The organism is Mycetocola sp. Y719, from assembly GCF_056713205.1.
On record NZ_JBWYGY010000001.1, the window covers coordinates 1218891 to 1235069 of the forward strand.

The following is a 16179-nucleotide window of genomic DNA, read 5'->3' on the forward strand; positions in this document are numbered from 1 at the left end:
CTCAATCAAGAGGTTTGCTCGAAGTTTCTCGCGAGTTGCCGAGTATTACGGGTGTCAGGGCATCCGTCACCCATCGAACCGGGCAACTCGCGGGGCGCGTGTCCTACGATGGAGGGCTATGTCTTTCACGATCTCCTACCCTCCCGAGCTGCCCGTCAGCCAGATGAAGGACGAGATCATGGAGGTCATCCGTGACCACCAGGTCGTCATCGTCGCTGGAGCCACCGGGTCGGGGAAGACCACCCAGCTGCCGAAGATCCTCCTCGAACTCGGGCGCGAGTCGATAGCGCACACCCAGCCCCGGCGCCTGGCCGCCAGGACCATCGCCGAACGCATCGCCGAGGAGCTCGGCGTCGAGCTCGGCGGTCTCGTCGGGTATCAGGTGCGGTTCACCGACCAGGCCGGCAAGGACACGAAGGTCAAGCTGATGACCGACGGCATCCTGCTCAATGCGATCCACCGTGACCGGATGCTGCGGGCCTACGACACGATCATCATCGACGAGGCCCACGAACGCAGCCTCAACATCGACTTCCTGCTCGGTTACCTCAAGCAGTTGCTGCCGAAACGGCCGGACCTCAAGGTCATCATCACCTCGGCCACCATCGACCCGCAGAGTTTCTCCCGCCATTTCGAGGATGCTCCGATCGTCGAAGTGTCCGGCCGCACGTATCCGGTGGAGATCCGCTTCCGGCCACTCGTCGCAGACGCGCCCGCCGAGGACGACGACCAGGACGACGCCTCCGAGACGCAGCCAGACCTCGACCCCATCGACGGCATCACCGCAGCCCTCGACGAGCTGGCCACTGAATCGATGGGCGATGTGCTCGTCTTCCTCAGCGGCGAGACGGAGATCCGCGACACTGCCGACGCCCTCCGCGCCCGGTATGCCTCAGGCGGCGCCGGCGTCACCGAGGTCCTCCCCCTGTACGGCCGTCTGAGTTCGGCCGAGCAGCACCGTGTCTTCCAGCCGAGCACCGTCGCCGGGGTCCGCCGCCGGATCGTCCTCGCCACGAACGTTGCCGAGACGAGCCTCACCGTTCCCGGCATCAAGTACGTCATCGACGCAGGCACCGCGCGGATCTCCCGCTACAGCGTGCGGTCGAAGATCCAGCGGCTCCCCATCGAGGCGATCTCGCAGGCGTCGGCGAATCAGCGCTCAGGACGCTCCGGCCGCACGAGCGACGGCATCGCGATCCGCCTGTACTCGGAGCAGGACTTCGAGGCCAGGCCTGAGTTCACCGAACCGGAGATTCTCCGCACCAACCTCGCCGCCGTCATCCTGCAGATGGTGTCGCTGGGTCTCGGCGACATCCAGGCCTTCCCGTTCCTCCAGCCGCCGGACTCCCGCGGCATCAAGGACGGGCTGGATCTGCTGCGCGAACTCGGCGCCATCAGCACCGCCGAAGGACAGACCCCTGCCCTGACCAGGGTCGGCCGTGACCTGTCCCGCCTGCCCATCGACCCGCGCTTCGCCCGCATGGTGGTCGAGTCGAAGAGGCACGGTGTCTCCCGCGAGGTGATGGCCATCGTCGCGGCCCTCACCATCCAGGACCCCAGGGAGCGGCCACTGGAGAAGCGGCAGCAGGCGGACGAACAGCACGCCAGGTTCACCGACCCGACGAGCGACTTCCTCTCGCTGCTGAACCTCTGGAACTACCTCGAGGACAAGCAGAAAGAGCTCGGCTCGAGCGCCTTCCGGCGGTTGTGCAAGACCGAATTCCTCAACTACCTGCGCGTGCGGGAGTGGCAGGACGTCGTCCGCCAGCTCCGGCAGCTGTCCAAACCGCTCGGGCTCACCCTCTCCGACCGGGCGACGAACCCCGACGGCATCCACAAATCGCTTCTCGCCGGCCTGCTCTCCCACATCGGTCTGAAGGATGCCGCCGCAGCGGCAGCGAACAGTGCCCGCGGCAAGACCCCTGGCCGCCCAGGGCCCGCGAAGAAGGGCGACTACATCGGCGCGAGGCAGACCCGTTTCGTGATCTTCCCGGGTTCCGCCCTGTCGAAGAAACAGCCGAATGCGCTCATGGCGGCGGAACTCGTCGAGACGTCCCGGCTGTTCGCGCGCACCAACGCGGCCATCGATCCGGCGTGGGCCGAGCAGATCGCCGGGGACCTCGTCAAACGCAGTTTCTCGGAACCGCACTGGGAGAAGGGACAGGGTGCCGTCGTCGCCTGGGAGAAGGTGATGCTCTACGGTCTCGCCATCGTCCCCCGTCGCCGCGTCCAGTACTCCCGGATCGACCCGGAGCTCTCGCGTGAGCTGTTCATCAGGCACGCGCTCGTCGAAGGTGAATGGGACTCGCCCCAGGCCTTCGACCGAGCCAACCGCAAGCTCCGCAAGGAACTCGCCGAACTCGAAGAGCGCACCAGGCGCCGTGACATTCTCTTCGACGACGAAGCCGTCTTCGACTTCTACAATTCCCGCATCCCCGCCGAGGTGTTCTCCACCCGCAGCTTCGAGGGCTGGTGGCGCGATGCCAGGAAGTCGACGCCCGACCTGCTCACCATGCGGCAGGAGGACCTCCTCCCCGATGACGCTCCCGAGGTCGATGAGGCCCAGTTCCCGCCGGTGTGGCGACAGGGCGATCAGAAGCTCAGCCTGCGGTACCGGTTCGAACCGGGCGCCGAGGACGACGGCGTCACAGTCCAGGTCCCGCTTCCCCTGCTCCCCCGGCTGTCGCCGGCCGGATTCGACTGGCAGGTCCCCGGTCTCCGCCAGGACCTCGTCACCGCCATGATCAAGTCCCTGCCGAAGGCGATCAGGCGCAATGTCGTCCCTGCGGCCGACTGGGCCCGCCGGCTGATGGCCGAACTGCCGGATGCTCCTCCCCAGCCGCTTCCGCAGGCCACGAACAACGACACACTTGCCGCACACCTCGCCATCGCGATCAAGCGACTCTCATATATGCCGATCGAAGCATCCGATTTCGATCTCTCCCGCATTCCCGGCCATCTGCAGGTGACCTTCCGGGTCGTGGACGAGAAGGGACGGCAGGTCGCAACGGGGAAAGACCTCGTCGAGCTGCAGCGCCGCCTGGCCTCCCGTACCAGGGAGAGTGTGGCGAAGGTCGCCGAGGCGACTCCGAACGCCCTCGAACGCTCGGGGATCACCCGGTGGGACTTCGACGAGCTGCCCAGGTACGTCGACACCCGCCACGCCGGGAACACCATCCGCGGCTACCCCGCGCTCGTCGATGACGGCGCGTCCGTGTCGATCCGGATCATGGCGACGGAGGCCGACCAGCGCCGGGCGATGCCTGGTGGTGTCCGGCGGCTTCTGCTGCTGGCGGTGCCGTCGCCGGTGAGCTACGTGCAGCAGCACCTCACCTCTGCCGAGAAACTCGTGCTCGCCACAAGCCCGTATCCGTCGACCCAGGCCCTGTTCGACGACTGCCTCGTCGCGTGCATCGACGACATCCTCTACCGCGTGTCTCCGGACGGATCCCTGTTCATGCGGGCCGAGTTCGAGACCGTCCGTGATCGGGTCTCAGGCGCGATGATGAACACGATGTTCGACACGGTCTCCCTCGTCGCCAAGGTGCTCTCCGCCGCCAGGACAGCGGAGAAATCGCTCAAACGGGCCACGAGCCTCTCCCTCCTCCCAGCCCTGTCAGACGCAACGGCCCAGCTCAACGGCCTCGTCTTCCCCGGGTTCGTCTCGTCGACGGGAACGGCACGGCTTGCCCACCTGCCCCGTTACCTGGCCGGGATAGCCCACCGCGCGGAGAAGCTCCCGGACAACCCGAATCGCGACCGGGTCTGGATGAACGAGATCCAGGCCGCCACGGCGCTGTTCGAAGCGGCGGGAGGGACGATCCCGCTCGACGCGTTCGCTCCCCCGCACCTCGCGAAAGCGCGCTGGATGCTCGAGGAACTACGACTCAGCCTGTTCGCCCAGAACATCGGCGCTGCAGAGACCGTGTCCCTGCAGCGCATCCGCAAGGTTCTCGCCGGCTAGAGCACCTTCGACAGGAATGCCTGCGTCCGGCCGTGCTGCGGGTTGGCCAGGACCTCTCGCGGGTCACCGGACTCGACGACGACCCCTCCATCCATGAAGACGAGGGAATCGGCGACCTCGCGGGCGAAACCCATCTCGTGGGTGACCACGATCATCGTCATCCCGGTGCTCGCGAGTTCCTTCATCACGTCGAGCACTTCGCCGACGAGTTCCGGGTCGAGGGCGCTGGTCGGCTCGTCGAAGAGCATGAGCTTCGGTTCCATGGCCAGTGCCCTGGCGATGGCGACACGTTGCTGCTGCCCGCCAGAGAGATGAGCCGGATAGTGGTCGATGTGGCCGGCCAGACCGACGCGCTCGAGCAGTTCCCTGCCCTTGGCGACCGCTGCGGAGCGGCTCAGCCCGCGGACCTGGATGGGCGCCTCGATGACGTTCTCGAGGGCGGTCATGTGCGGGAAGAGATTGAACCGCTGGAACACCATGCCGATGTCCCGGCGCTGGCGGGCGGCGACCTTCGGCTTGAGCTCGTAGAGCTTGTCTCCGCGCTGTTCGTACCCGACAAGCTCGTCATCGACGAACAGACGTCCGGCATCGACCCGCTCGAGGTGGTTGATGCAGCGGAGGAACGTCGACTTGCCCGACCCGCTGGGGCCGACGAGACACATCACCTCGCCACGCGCGACTTCGAGGGTGATTCCCTTGAGGACCTGGTTGGAGCCGAAGTTCTTGCAGACGCTTTCGGCGCGGACCATCGGTGCGTCGGTCATGTTCTGCCCCCCTCCTCGTGCGATTTCGGTGTCTGTACGGGCTGGGTTCCGGTGTTGGCTCCGTCGGCCGAGTCGTCGATGGGGGCGTTCCTGTCGAGGCGCATCGCCCCGATGCCGCGGGAGAACCGCTTCTCGAGGAAGTACTGGCCGACCATGAGGATGGAGGTGAACAGGAGGTACCAGCTCGACGCGACGAGCAGCATGGCTACGACGTTGAAGTTCACTGCCGAGATGTCACGCGACCGGGTGTACAGGTCAAGGCTGAACGGCACAGCGACCACGAGCGACGTGGTCTTGAGCATCGAGATGACCTCGTTGCCGGTCGGAGGGATGATGATGCGCATCGACTGCGGGACGATGATCCGGCGCATCGTCTGCGCCCAGCTCATCCCGAGTGCAGTGGCCGCTTCTTCCTGGCCCTTGTCGACCGAGAGGATACCTGCACGCACGATCTCCGCCATGTATGCGGCCTCGTTCAGCGCCAGACCGATGACGGCGAGGGTGAACGTGTTCAGCAGTTCGCTGGTCTCCCATGAGGCCAGCGGCTGGAGCCCGGGGACACCGATGTCGATGGTGTTGTAGATCACAGAGATGAGGCCCCAGAACACGAGCTGGACATACACGGGTGTGCCGCGGAAGATCCAGAGGTAGAGCCAGGCCACGCTCTTCACCACGGGATTCGGCGAGAGCCGCATCACGGCGAGCAGAAGTCCGAGAACGATGGCGATGACCATCGAGTAGACGGTGAGCTGGAGGGTCACCCACGCCGCCGCGGCGATGCGCCGGTCGAAGATGTACTTGCCGTATTCAGGCCAGTCGTACGCGGGCCTGAGTGCCGCGTCCCAGACGAACAGCGCAAGCGCTGCGACGAGGACGACGGCGATGACCATGCGCCACGGGTGACGCAGCTTGATGGCCTTGATCGGCCCGGCACCCACCGGCGCGGCGGTTTCCTGCTGCGCCGATGGGTTCTGCATGTCCGCGGACATGATTAGCCCTTCGAGGCTGCGTTGATCGTGATCTCGTCGAGGCCGCCGTCTGCAACGCCCCACTCGTCGAGGATCTCGGTATAGGTTCCATCGGCGATCAGCGACTCGAAGGCGGAGACGATGGCCTCGGTCAGCTCGCTGTCCTTGGCGATCGGGAGGCCGTACGGCGCCTCGTCGAAGGTCTCGCCAGCGGCCTGCAGCTTGTCGGGGTTCTGAGCGATGGCGTAGAGCGTCACCGGGGAGTCAGCGCTGAACGCGTCGGCCTGGCCGAGAGCAACCGCGTTCGCGGCGGCATCCTGGGCCTCGAACTGCAGCTTCTCGATCGGTTCCTTGCCTGCAGCCACACACGCATCCGACTTGGCCGGGACCTCTTCGGTGTCCTGGAAGGTGGTGGACTGGACGGCGACCTTGAGCCCGCAGGCGTTGTTCGGGTCGACCTCGGTACCCTTGGTCGACGCCCACTGGACGCCTGCCGTGTAGTAGTTGATGAAGTCGACCTGCTCTTCACGCTCGAGCGTGTCGGTGAAGGAGGAGAGACCGAAGTCGAGCTTGTTGCCGACGATCGAGGGGATGATGTTGTCGAACTGAGACGACTTGTACTCGGTCTCGAGCCCGAGCTTGGCGGCCATGGCGTCGATCAGGTCGATCTCCCAGCCGATCACCTTGCCGTCGGGATCCTTGTACTCATTCGGCGCGTAGTTGGCGTCCGTGCCGATGACGAGCTTGCCGGCCTCCTTGATGTCGTCCGGGAGGAGCGCGACGCTGGCCTCGTCGACGGAGACGCCGCTGCCGCCGTTGCCACCTTTCGATGGGGCGTCCTCGTTGTTCACACAGCCGGTCAGCACGAGGGCAGCGGCTGCCGCCAGGGCCAGGGGTGCAACAAAGGTTTTGATGCGCATGAAGATCGTCCTTACGTTCGCAAACGCCAATGCTGGCGTTACACCGAGACTAACCCAACAGCGACGGGGGTCAGGCCGCCGCAGGCGCCGTTTCGGGCTCAGCGCACCTCGACGGTGCGCTCGTGCAGCCCGGTCGCCCCATCAGGTAGCACGCCCTGTCTCTTCGAGGTCTGCTTCTCGCCATCGGAGTCGACAGCGCGCACACGCAGAGTGTGGGTGCCGGCGCCCGCGTCCCAGGTGTAGTGCCACTGGACCCACGTGTCGATCGAGATCGCCGTGGCCAGAGTCGCTTTCTGCCATGCCCCCTCGTCGACCTGCACCTCGACACGACCGATCCCGACATGCTGGTGCCAGGCGACACCGGCGACCGTGATCGGACCGGCCGTGAGGGATTGTCCTGTGGCCGGCACGTCGATGCGCGACGAGAGTTTCACCGGGCCCCTCTCCCCCCAGCCACGATCGGTCCAGTAGGCGGACGCGGCGTCGAATCGCGTCACCTCGAGTTCGGTGACCCATTTCGTGGCCGAGACGTACCCGTAGAGTCCGGGGACGACCATGCGAACGGGAAATCCATGTTCCGGCGGAAGGGGCTCGCCGTTCATTCCCAGCGCGAGGATCGCGTTGCGGTCGTCTTCGAGCACTGCGAGTGGCGTCGAGGCCGTGAACCCGTCGATGCTGCGCGAGAGCACCATGTCGGCCCTGGCGCTCGGTACCGCCCGGGCGAGCAGCTCACGAATGGGATAGCCGAGCCACAGCGCGTTTCCGATCAGTCCGTCGCCGACCTCGTTCGAGACGCACGCGAGAGTGGTGATGCTCTCTTCAAGTGGCAGCGCGAGCAGTTCGTCCCAGGTGATGATGACCTCGCGATCCACCATGCCGTGGATGCGCAGGCTCCACGTCGACGGGTCGACCGCGGGGACGGCGAGCGCCGTGTCGATGCGGTAGAACTCGGCGTTGGGCGTGATCACGGAGGTAAGGCCGTCGATCCCGAGTTCGGCGGCGGACGGAACCGACGCCGTCGAGGCGGGCTTAGGCAGACGGATGGCGTCGCGGGCCGCCGCGATCGTCCGGGAACCCGCCTGCAGCGCGTAGCCTCCGACGGCGGAAATAACCCCGAGTGCCGCCGCGCCGCCCGCCCAGCCCAGGAAGCGCCGCCTGTCCACCCCGCCGTCACGAGCCGGGAGCACCGGCGCCGAGAGCGTCTGGACCTCTGGCAACCGGCGCACGAGTAACTGCAGCGCGACGACCCCCGCCAGAGCCGCTATCGCGGCGGGCGCGATGGCGAGCATCGGTGGGTTGGCGCGCGTCGACGCGGCAATCGCTCCGACGACTCCGAGGAGCCAGATGACCACCCGCCCGAGGGGCGGCCGACGGGCCTCGAGCACGCCGGCGGCGCCGGCGACAGCGACGAGCACGGCACCGATTCCGATGAGGAGCGCGATCTTGTCGTTGGTGCCGAACAGCGCGATCGCCGTCTCTTTCGCCCATGACGGCGCCAGGTCGATGAGCAGCGAGCCCACCACCACGAACGGACTCGATGAGGGAGCGAGGAGTGCCGCCCCCAGCTCACCGACGCCGGTTCCGAAGACGACGGATGCCACACCGGCTGCTGCCGGCAGCACCCAGTGCCCTCGCGGGCCGCGCCGGTCTCTCATGGGTTCAGGGTAGCCCCGCATCCTGTATGGTGCGGCCCGAAACCATCAGTGGGCCAGGGCCACCGTCACACCGCCAGTAGGATGCCGATCACCAGAAGCTGACCTGCGCGAGAACGAGGAGACCGATCAGGAAGACGACCACGATTCCCGCGAGGATTCCCAGCGTCTTGCGCGACATCTTCGCCACTCCGAACCCGACGAGGAACGGGAGCGAGAGCAGGAACAGGGTGGCCACCCACCAGAACGTGGCGTACCCGGTCGCCGAGACGTCGACCGCGTTGGTGAACAGGAACCGCGTCTCAGGGTGGGTCGCGAAGGCGAACGCCGCCGAGAGAGGGACCGCGATGAGAGCCGCAGTGACGACTCCGGCGAAGAACCCCCACATCCCGGCCTTCGAGCTGTCGACCGTGGATGACGAACGTGATTGCGACTTCTGCGCGGCAGCCATGCTGAGACCTCTTTCGTCGCGCGGGCGTCGACCCGCGGCTGTTCTGACTCGTAGCTTGGCACCCGCGGGCGTCCGATGCCACGCCCCGTGGTCACCGACGCCGAATTTCACCCGCCGAGGGTGACCGCCACCGGCCGGATCACCCCCTGGCGCAACAGCGCCGACGGGAAACCGGGGTCCGCATCTTCTGATCCGTTCACCCCTGAAGGATGATGTGGGCTGGCCGAGGTGCGTCCACCATCAAGGAGTCCGGTCCTGTGACGGGTGCGCCCGCGACAGGACGCCGGGCATTCGCGCGAGAGGAACCTCATGAGCACACAGCTGGCCAGCTGGAACGAGGGGACGGCGAAGGATGCCATCCTCGATTTCGTCAGAAGGAGCACGGCCGACGACTCCGCTGAAGCAGTGCCGCCAGAGGATCGTGTCGCCGTGTTCGACAACGACGGCACGCTCTGGTGCGAGAAACCGATGCCGATCCAGCTCGACTTCATCCTGCGACGACTCGTGGCCATGACGGAAGACGACCCGGACCTGCGCAAGGCTGAGCCGTGGCGTGCCGCCTCCGAACGTGACTACGTCTGGCTGGCCTCTGTGCTTTCCGACCACTACGCCGGCGACGACACGAAGCTGGCCGGGATGGCCGCCGGCATCCTGAAAGCCCACGCCGACATCAGCGTCGACCGGTTCGACGAGCTTGCTGCCGAGTTCCTTCGCACGGCGCGCCACCCGACGCTCGACCGCAGCTACCTCGACTGTGCCTACGCCCCGATGATCGACCTCCTCGGCTATCTTCGGGCGAACGGCTTCGCCACGTACATCGCGTCGGGTGGCGGACGTGACTTCATGCGACCGATCACGGCCGACGTGTACGGGATACCGCGGGAGAACGTGATCGGCAGCGCGACCGCCCTCGCGTACACGGCCGACGACGACGGGGGGACCATCGTCAGGCGGGCTGAGGCCGACTACCTCGATGACGGACCGGAGAAGCCGGTGCGGATCTGGGATCGAACGGGTCGGCGCCCGGTTCTCGCCGCCGGAAACTCGAACGGCGACATCGAGATGCTGGAGTTCACCCGACGCTCGGGGAGGCCGTCCCTGCAGTTGCTTGTTCTGCACGACGACGCCGAGCGCGAATTCGACTACACCTCAGGGTCGGAACGCGCTCTCGAGCGGGCGAGAGACGAAGGCTGGACTGTCGTGAGCATCCGGAACGACTGGAACACCGTCTTCTGACCGGCCGATGACATCCGCCCGCCGCCCCCAGAGCACAGCGACGGCCGACCAGATCCTGGAACGGCTTCGCGAGATGGCGGACCCCGCCGAATTCGCGAAGATCAGCACACGGGTCGACCCCGGCCAGGTGATCGGCGTGCGGATGAAGTCCCAGTTCGACCTGGCGAAACGGGAGTCGACGATGGACCTCGACGAGGTACGCCGACTGCTCCGGTCGCCGTGGTACGAAGCGAGGATGGTGGCCATCAGCATCCTCGACGCCCGCGCTCGCCGCTCTCCCGCCGACACGGACGAGCGACGCCGCCTGTACGAGCTGTACCTGTCCGAGCACAGCCACATCGACACATGGGACCTCGTCGATCGCGCGGCGCCCCGCGTGATCGGGGGCTACCTGCTGCACCGCTCGCGGGCTCCCCTGTTCGACCTCGCGAGATCGGTGAATATCTGGGAACGACGCACGGCCATCACCGCGTCGTTCTGGATCATCCGCTCGGGTGATCTCACCGACCCCCTGGCAATCGCTGACCTCCTGCTCGACGACGAGGAGCATTTCGTGCAGACCTCGGTCGGTACGGCGCTCCGTGAGGTCGGCCGGGTCGACGCGGACGCGCTCGAGGCCTTCGTGACACGCAATGCCGACCGGATCAGTCCGGCCACCCGCCGCCTGATGAAGGACGGTTCATCGCGCTAGAACGTCGGGCACGGAGGGCGGAGGTGTCGCAGCCCTGCCCGGCACGCAGAAGGCGGTCATCCGATGGGTGACCGCCTTCTGTACAACGAACCGGACGGGCTAGAAGTTCCAGTCCTCGTCTTCGGTGACAACGGCCTTGCCGATTACGTACGACGAACCGGACCCGGAGAAGAAGTCGTGGTTCTCGTCGGCGTTCGGAGAGAGCGCTGAGAGGATCGCCGGGTTCACATCGGTGACCGTCTTCGGGAACATCGGCTCGTAGCCGAGGTTCATCAGCGCCTTGTTAGCGTTGTAGTGCAGGAACTTCTTCACGTCTTCGGTCAGGCCGACGGCGTCGTAGAGGTCCTGCGTGTACTGCACCTCGTTGTCGTAGAGCTCGAACAGGAGGTTGAACGTGTAGTCCTTGATCTCCTGGCGGCGCTCCTCGGTCTCCTTCTCGAGACCCTTCTGGAACTTGTAGCCGATGTAGTACCCGTGAACGGCCTCATCGCGGATGATGAGCCGGATCATGTCGGCCGTGTTGGTGAGCTTCGCGCGGCTCGACCAGTACATCGGCAGGTAGAACCCGGAGTAGAAGAGGAACGACTCGAGCAGTGTCGAGGCGACCTTCCGCTTCAGGGGGTCGTCGCCGGTGTAGTAGTCCATGACGATCGAGGCCTTCTTCTGAAGGTTCTCGTTCTCGACCGACCAGCGGAACGCCTCGTCGATCTCCTTGGTGGAGCACAGGGTCGAGAAGATCGATGAGTAGCTCTTGGCGTGCACGGACTCCATGAACGCGATGTTCGTGTACACCGCCTCTTCGTGCGGAGTGACGGCATCCGGGATCAGCGACACGGCGCCGACGGTGCCCTGGATTGTGTCGAGGAGCGTGAGCCCCGTGAACACCCGCATCGTCAGCTGCTGCTCCTCGGGGGTGAGCGTGTTCCACGACTGGACGTCGTTGGACAACGGCACCTTCTCGGGCAACCAGAAGTTGTTGACGAGGCGGTTCCACACCTCGACGTCCTTCTCGTCCTCGATCTTGTTCCAGTTGATCGCCTGGACGTGGTCGACCAGCTTGAGCTTGTCAATCATTGAAGAGTTCCTTTATGAGTACGTTGATCGAGCGAGTCGAGATCAGAGCATGCAGCTGACGCAGCCGTCAACCTCGGTGCCCTCGAGTGCCAGCTGACGCAGGCGGATGTAGTAGATCGTCTTGATGCCCTTGCGCCATGCGTAGATCTGAGCCTTGTTGATGTCACGCGTGGTGGCGGTGTCCTTGAAGAACAGCGTCAGCGACAGGCCCTGGTCGACGTGCTGCGTTGCAGCGGCGTACGTGTCGATGATCTTCTCTGCGCCGATTTCGTAGGCGTCCTGGTAGTAGTCCAGGTTGTCGTTCGTCATGAACGGAGCCGGGTAATAGACGCGACCGAGCTTGCCTTCCTTGCGGATCTCGATCTTCGACGCGATCGGGTGGATCGATGACGTGGAGTTGTTGATGTACGAGATCGACCCGGTGGGCGGCACGGCCTGCAGGTTCTGGTTGTAGATACCGTGTTCCATGACGGATGCCTTCAGCGCGGCCCAGTTGGCCTGCGTCGGGATGGCCACGGCGGAGGTGGCGAACAGCTCGGCGACGCGTTCGGTCGCGGGCTCCCACACCTGATCGGTGTACTTGTCGAAGAACGTTCCTGAGGCGTAGGTCGACTTCTCGAAACCGTCGAAGGCGATGCCACGCTCGATGGCGATCCGGTTGGATGCCCGCAGCGCGTGGTACAGCACGGTGTAGAAGTAGATGTTCGTGAAGTCGATGCCTTCTTCGGAGCCGTAGTAGACCCGCTCGCGGGCGAGGTAGCCGTGGAGGTTCATCTGGCCGAGGCCGATGGCGTGCGACTTGTCGTTGCCGTCTTCGATGGAGCGGACAGATTCGATGTGGCTCTGGTCGGACACCGAGCTGAGGCCGCGGATGGCGGTCTCGACGGTGCGGCCGAAGTCGGGCGAGTCCATCGACAGGGCGATGTTCATCGAGCCGAGGTTGCAGGAGATGTCCTTGCCGATGACGTCGTACGACAGGTCGGCGTTGTACGTGGTCGGCGTGTTGACCTGGAGGATCTCGGAGCAGAGGTTCGACATGTTGATGCGACCCTCGATCGGGTTCGCCTTGTTCACCGTGTCCTCGAACATGATGTACGGGTAACCGGACTCGAACTGGATCTCCGCGAGGGTCTGGAAGAAGTCGCGCGCCTTGATCTTGGTCTTCTTGATCCGTGCGTCGTCGACCATCTCGTAGTACTTCTCGGAGACCGAGATGTCGCCGAAGGGAACTCCGTAGACCTTCTCGACGTCGTACGGCGAGAACAGGTACATGTCCTCGCCCTTCTTGGCGAGCTCGAACGTGATGTCGGGAACGACAACGCCGAGGGAGAGCGTCTTGATCCGGATCTTCTCGTCGGCGTTCTCACGCTTGGTGTCGAGGAACCGCATGATGTCCGGGTGGTGCGCCTGCAGGTAGACCGCGCCTGCACCCTGGCGGGCTCCGAGCTGGTTGGCGTAGCTGAAGGAGTCTTCGAGGAGCTTCATGACGGGGATGATGCCGCTGGACTGGTTCTCGATCTGCTTGATCGGCGCGCCGGCCTCACGGATGTTCGAGAGGAGGAGGGCGACACCCCCTCCGCGCTTCGACAGCTGCAGCGACGAGTTGATGCCGCGGGAGATGGACTCCATGTTGTCTTCGATACGGAGCAGGAAGCAGGAGACGAGTTCGCCGCGCTGGGCCTTGCCCGAGTTGAGGAAGGTCGGGGTCGCTGGCTGGAAGCGACCGGCGATGATCTCCTCGACGAGCGCAGTGGCGAGCTTCTCGTCGCCCTGGGCGAGTCCGAGGGCGGTCATCACGACACGGTCCTCGAAGCGCTCGAGGTAACGCTTTCCGTCGAAGGTCTTCAGCGTGTACGACGTGTAGTACTTGAACGCACCGAGGAAGGTCTGGAAGCGGAACTTCTTGGAGTAGGCCAGGTCGTTGAGTCCGGTGATGAACTCGAACGAATACGCGTCGAGCACCTCCCTCTCGTAGTACTCCTTCTCGACCAGGTAGTCGAGGCGCTCGCGCAGCGAGTGGAAGAAGACCGTGTTCTGGTTGACGTGCTGCAGGAAGTACTCCCGCGCGGCCTCCTGGTCTTTGTCGAACTGGATTTCACCGTTCGGGCCGTAGAGGTTGAGCATCGCATTGAGCGAGTGGTAATCCATACCGGTGTCCATGGGCACCTCGGTCACTACTGTTCCAGCCAAAATGATTCCAATCCTTCGTGAACGACTCGTACGTCGTCTGGTGTTCCGAATACTTCAAAGCGATACAGGTTCGGCACACTGCACTTGGCGGAGATGATGTCTCCGGCCAGGCCGTATGCCTTACCGAAATTCGTGTTGCCTGCGGCGATCACGCCGCGGATGAGCTTCCGGTTCTTCTCGTCGTTGAGGAACCGGATGACCTGCTTGGGCACCGCGCCATGCCCGTCTCCCCCGCCATAGGTGGGGGTGACGAGCACGTACGGTTCGTCCACGGCGAGAGCGGGCTCTTTGGCGTGGAGCGGGATGCGCGCGGCCGGCACATCGAGCTTGTCGATGAAACGCCGGGTGTTCCCCGAGACGCTGGAGAAATACACCAGCTTCGTCATGGCTGTCACCCCGATAGCGCGTTGATTGAGCTTGTCGAAATCACTCAGGAAAGACGCGATGCCAGCTCGTTGATCTTGTCGGGGCGGAAACCGGACCAGTGGTCCTCGTCGGTGATGACGACAGGGGCCTGCAGGTAGCCAAGAGCCTTGACGGCCTCGAGCGCGGTTTCGTCGGCAGAAAGGTCGAGGATTTCGTACTCGAGCCCCTTGTTGTCGAGTGCGCGATAGGTCGCGGTGCACTGGACACACGAAGGCTTGGTGTAGACCGTGATTGTCATCGAACTGAGGCCCTTCTTCTTCATTCTTACTTGCCGCCGGCCGGTACTGGCTGACCGGGTGTCCCAATACTACATATAGTTGGTGCCTTTGGGGAGCACCCCAACCACTAGTAGTTACACGCCTGTAGTTATCAACACCTGTTTCCACCGATTTGTTCCGTTTTCCACCGTTTCTCCACCTTCTTATCCACATGTTCGCGAGGGTCGGAACAGGCGGAATTGAGCAGATTCCGGGGCGTTCGCTACCGCCTTCTCCACAGTTCTCACGCTACGGCGAACCACCGACATTTAATTTCCCGCGCGCGGCCGTTTCCGGCGTGTCGCGCACCCCGGACATCGCACGCCAGCGTGTCGCCCTCGCCGCTCCCTAGACTTGACCCCATGAGTGCATATTCGAGCCTGCTGAAGACGTCAGGCGTCGCTCGAATCATCACCGCCCAGCTCGTGGCCCGGTTCCCGTTCGGGATGCTGTCGCTCGCGTTCCTCCTCCACGTCGAGCAGGTCACCGGTTCATATGCGGCCGCTGGGCTCGTCCTCGCCGCCGCGAGCGTCGGCCAGGCCGCCGCTGGACCCCTGACGAGCAGGTGGATGGGTGTCTGGGGCATGCGCCCCGTCCTCACGCTCACGCTCGTCGTCTGCGCGGTGACAGTGACCGCCGTCGCTCTCATCGAGATGCCCGTTCCCGGCTACATGGCGTTCGCGCTCGTCGCAGGGTTGTCCACTCCTCCGATCCAGCCGGCCGTGCGCACCATCTACCCCAAGATGGTCAACTCGAAGCAGCTCACTCCCCTGTTCTCCCTCGACGCCTCCGCACAGGAGATCATCTGGATCCTCGGCCCGGTGATCACGACCTTCATCTCCACGCAGGTCGGCACCGACTGGGGAATCCTCGTGGCCGTCGTGATCATGGTGCTCGGCGGAACCTGGTTCATCTCGTCGCCCGAGGTCGGTCGGGTGCGGATCCCCCGCTCGAAGCGCAAGCTCGGGCAGGTCCTCAAACGTCCGCCCGTCCTCCTGGCAACCGTGGTGGGGTTCCTCCTGATCGGTGCCTGTGCCGCCGTCGAAGCCGGGGTCGTCGCGACCTTCGGCCACGACGGCCTCGATGCCGGGATCGTGCTCGGCATTTTCTCGCTCGGCAGCCTCGCCGGCGGACTGACCCTCGGTCACATCCCGATCGGGCCGTGGGCGCTGGCCAGGCGCATGTTCATCGTTCTCGTCGGCATGGCGGCGTCGATCTTCTTCTCCAACGCGATTCTGCTGTCCATCACGCTGTTCGTAGCCGGAATCGGGATCGCGCCGGCCCTCACGGTACTCTTCGCGATGGTCTCGGCCAGCGTGAAGTTCAGCGACACCGCCGAGGCGTACGGCTGGGTCGGCACCGGACAGCTCATCGGCGCCGCGCTCGGTTCAGCAGTCGCAGGGCTCCTCATCGACCAGAACGGCGCGACGGGCGCATTCTGGGCGGCGACGCTGTTCGCTCTCGTCGGTTTCCTCGTGCCGCTGCTCGGCAAGCGCTGGCATCCCGATCTCCGTGGCAGGGACATCAGCCCGATCCCTGACACAGAACCGATCCAGGTCCACCCGTCCTGACGGGCAGACCTGGAT

General features: G+C 64.8%; 13 protein-coding genes. 4 read left to right on the top strand and 9 right to left on the bottom strand.

Annotated elements, in window-relative coordinates:
- Positions 1 to 61: 61 nt before the first annotated feature.
- Complete coding sequence (gene hrpA / locus AC1M0F_RS05715) at positions 62 to 3964, top strand: ATP-dependent RNA helicase HrpA (RefSeq protein WP_480237368.1); 3903 nt, start codon at positions 62 to 64, stop codon at positions 3962 to 3964.
- Here hrpA and AC1M0F_RS05720 read toward each other — a convergent pair.
- The 5 genes from AC1M0F_RS05720 to AC1M0F_RS05740 all read right to left on the bottom strand — a co-directional run bounded on the left by AC1M0F_RS05720 (position 3961) and on the right by AC1M0F_RS05740 (position 8719).
- Positions 3961 to 4728 (bottom strand): amino acid ABC transporter ATP-binding protein, encoded by a 768-nt coding sequence (locus AC1M0F_RS05720; RefSeq protein ID WP_480237220.1) that lies wholly within the window; start codon positions 4726 to 4728, stop codon positions 3961 to 3963. The genes hrpA and AC1M0F_RS05720 overlap by 4 nt on opposite strands.
- Positions 4725 to 5705, bottom strand: coding sequence for an amino acid ABC transporter permease (locus AC1M0F_RS05725; RefSeq protein WP_480237369.1), 981 nt, complete (start codon positions 5703 to 5705; stop codon positions 4725 to 4727). The genes AC1M0F_RS05720 and AC1M0F_RS05725 overlap by 4 nt, the downstream gene beginning before the upstream one ends.
- Positions 5706 to 5719: 14 nt before the next feature.
- On the bottom strand, positions 5720 to 6616 hold the full coding sequence (locus AC1M0F_RS05730; protein WP_480237221.1) for an ABC transporter substrate-binding protein: 897 nt from the start codon (positions 6614 to 6616) through the stop codon (positions 5720 to 5722).
- 98 nt (positions 6617 to 6714) lie between these two features.
- The gene (locus AC1M0F_RS05735; protein ID WP_480237222.1) at positions 6715 to 8271 is read right to left on the bottom strand and encodes a molybdopterin-dependent oxidoreductase; all 1557 of its coding nucleotides are present in this window, start codon (positions 8269 to 8271) and stop codon (positions 6715 to 6717) included.
- Between the two features lie 88 nt (positions 8272 to 8359).
- Entirely contained in the window at positions 8360 to 8719 is a 360-nt protein-coding gene (locus tag AC1M0F_RS05740) for a hypothetical protein (protein WP_480237223.1), read from the bottom strand.
- Between the two features lie 309 nt (positions 8720 to 9028).
- Here AC1M0F_RS05740 and AC1M0F_RS05745 point away from each other — a divergent pair, with 309 nt between their 5' ends.
- On the top strand, positions 9029 to 9955 hold the full coding sequence (locus AC1M0F_RS05745; protein WP_480237224.1) for an HAD family hydrolase: 927 nt from the start codon (positions 9029 to 9031) through the stop codon (positions 9953 to 9955).
- 7 nt (positions 9956 to 9962) lie between these two features.
- A complete protein-coding gene (locus tag AC1M0F_RS05750) occupies positions 9963 to 10646 on the top strand; it encodes a DNA alkylation repair protein (RefSeq protein ID WP_480237225.1) in 684 nt (227 codons plus the stop codon).
- Positions 10647 to 10745: 99 nt separating this feature from the next.
- Here AC1M0F_RS05750 and nrdF read toward each other — a convergent pair whose 3' ends face one another.
- From nrdF to nrdH, 4 genes are read right to left on the bottom strand one after another with little or no spacing between them, the layout of a single operon-like run.
- On the bottom strand, positions 10746 to 11720 hold the full coding sequence (gene nrdF / locus AC1M0F_RS05755; protein ID WP_480237226.1) for a class 1b ribonucleoside-diphosphate reductase subunit beta: 975 nt from the start codon (positions 11718 to 11720) through the stop codon (positions 10746 to 10748).
- Between the two features lie 42 nt (positions 11721 to 11762).
- Positions 11763 to 13880: a class 1b ribonucleoside-diphosphate reductase subunit alpha gene (nrdE, locus tag AC1M0F_RS05760; protein WP_480237370.1), complete on the bottom strand. Its 2118-nt coding sequence runs from the start codon at positions 13878 to 13880 to the stop codon at positions 11763 to 11765.
- A 14-nt stretch (positions 13881 to 13894) separates the two neighbouring features.
- Positions 13895 to 14296, bottom strand: a complete 402-nt coding sequence (nrdI, locus tag AC1M0F_RS05765) for a class Ib ribonucleoside-diphosphate reductase assembly flavoprotein NrdI (protein ID WP_480237227.1) — start codon at positions 14294 to 14296, stop codon at positions 13895 to 13897.
- A 44-nt stretch (positions 14297 to 14340) separates the two neighbouring features.
- Positions 14341 to 14574, bottom strand: a complete 234-nt coding sequence (nrdH, locus tag AC1M0F_RS05770) for a glutaredoxin-like protein NrdH (RefSeq protein WP_480237371.1) — start codon at positions 14572 to 14574, stop codon at positions 14341 to 14343.
- 381 nt (positions 14575 to 14955) lie between these two features.
- Here nrdH and AC1M0F_RS05775 point away from each other — a divergent pair, with 381 nt between their 5' ends.
- Positions 14956 to 16164: an MFS transporter gene (locus AC1M0F_RS05775; protein WP_480237228.1), complete on the top strand. Its 1209-nt coding sequence runs from the start codon at positions 14956 to 14958 to the stop codon at positions 16162 to 16164.
- Positions 16165 to 16179: the final 15 nt, after the last annotated feature.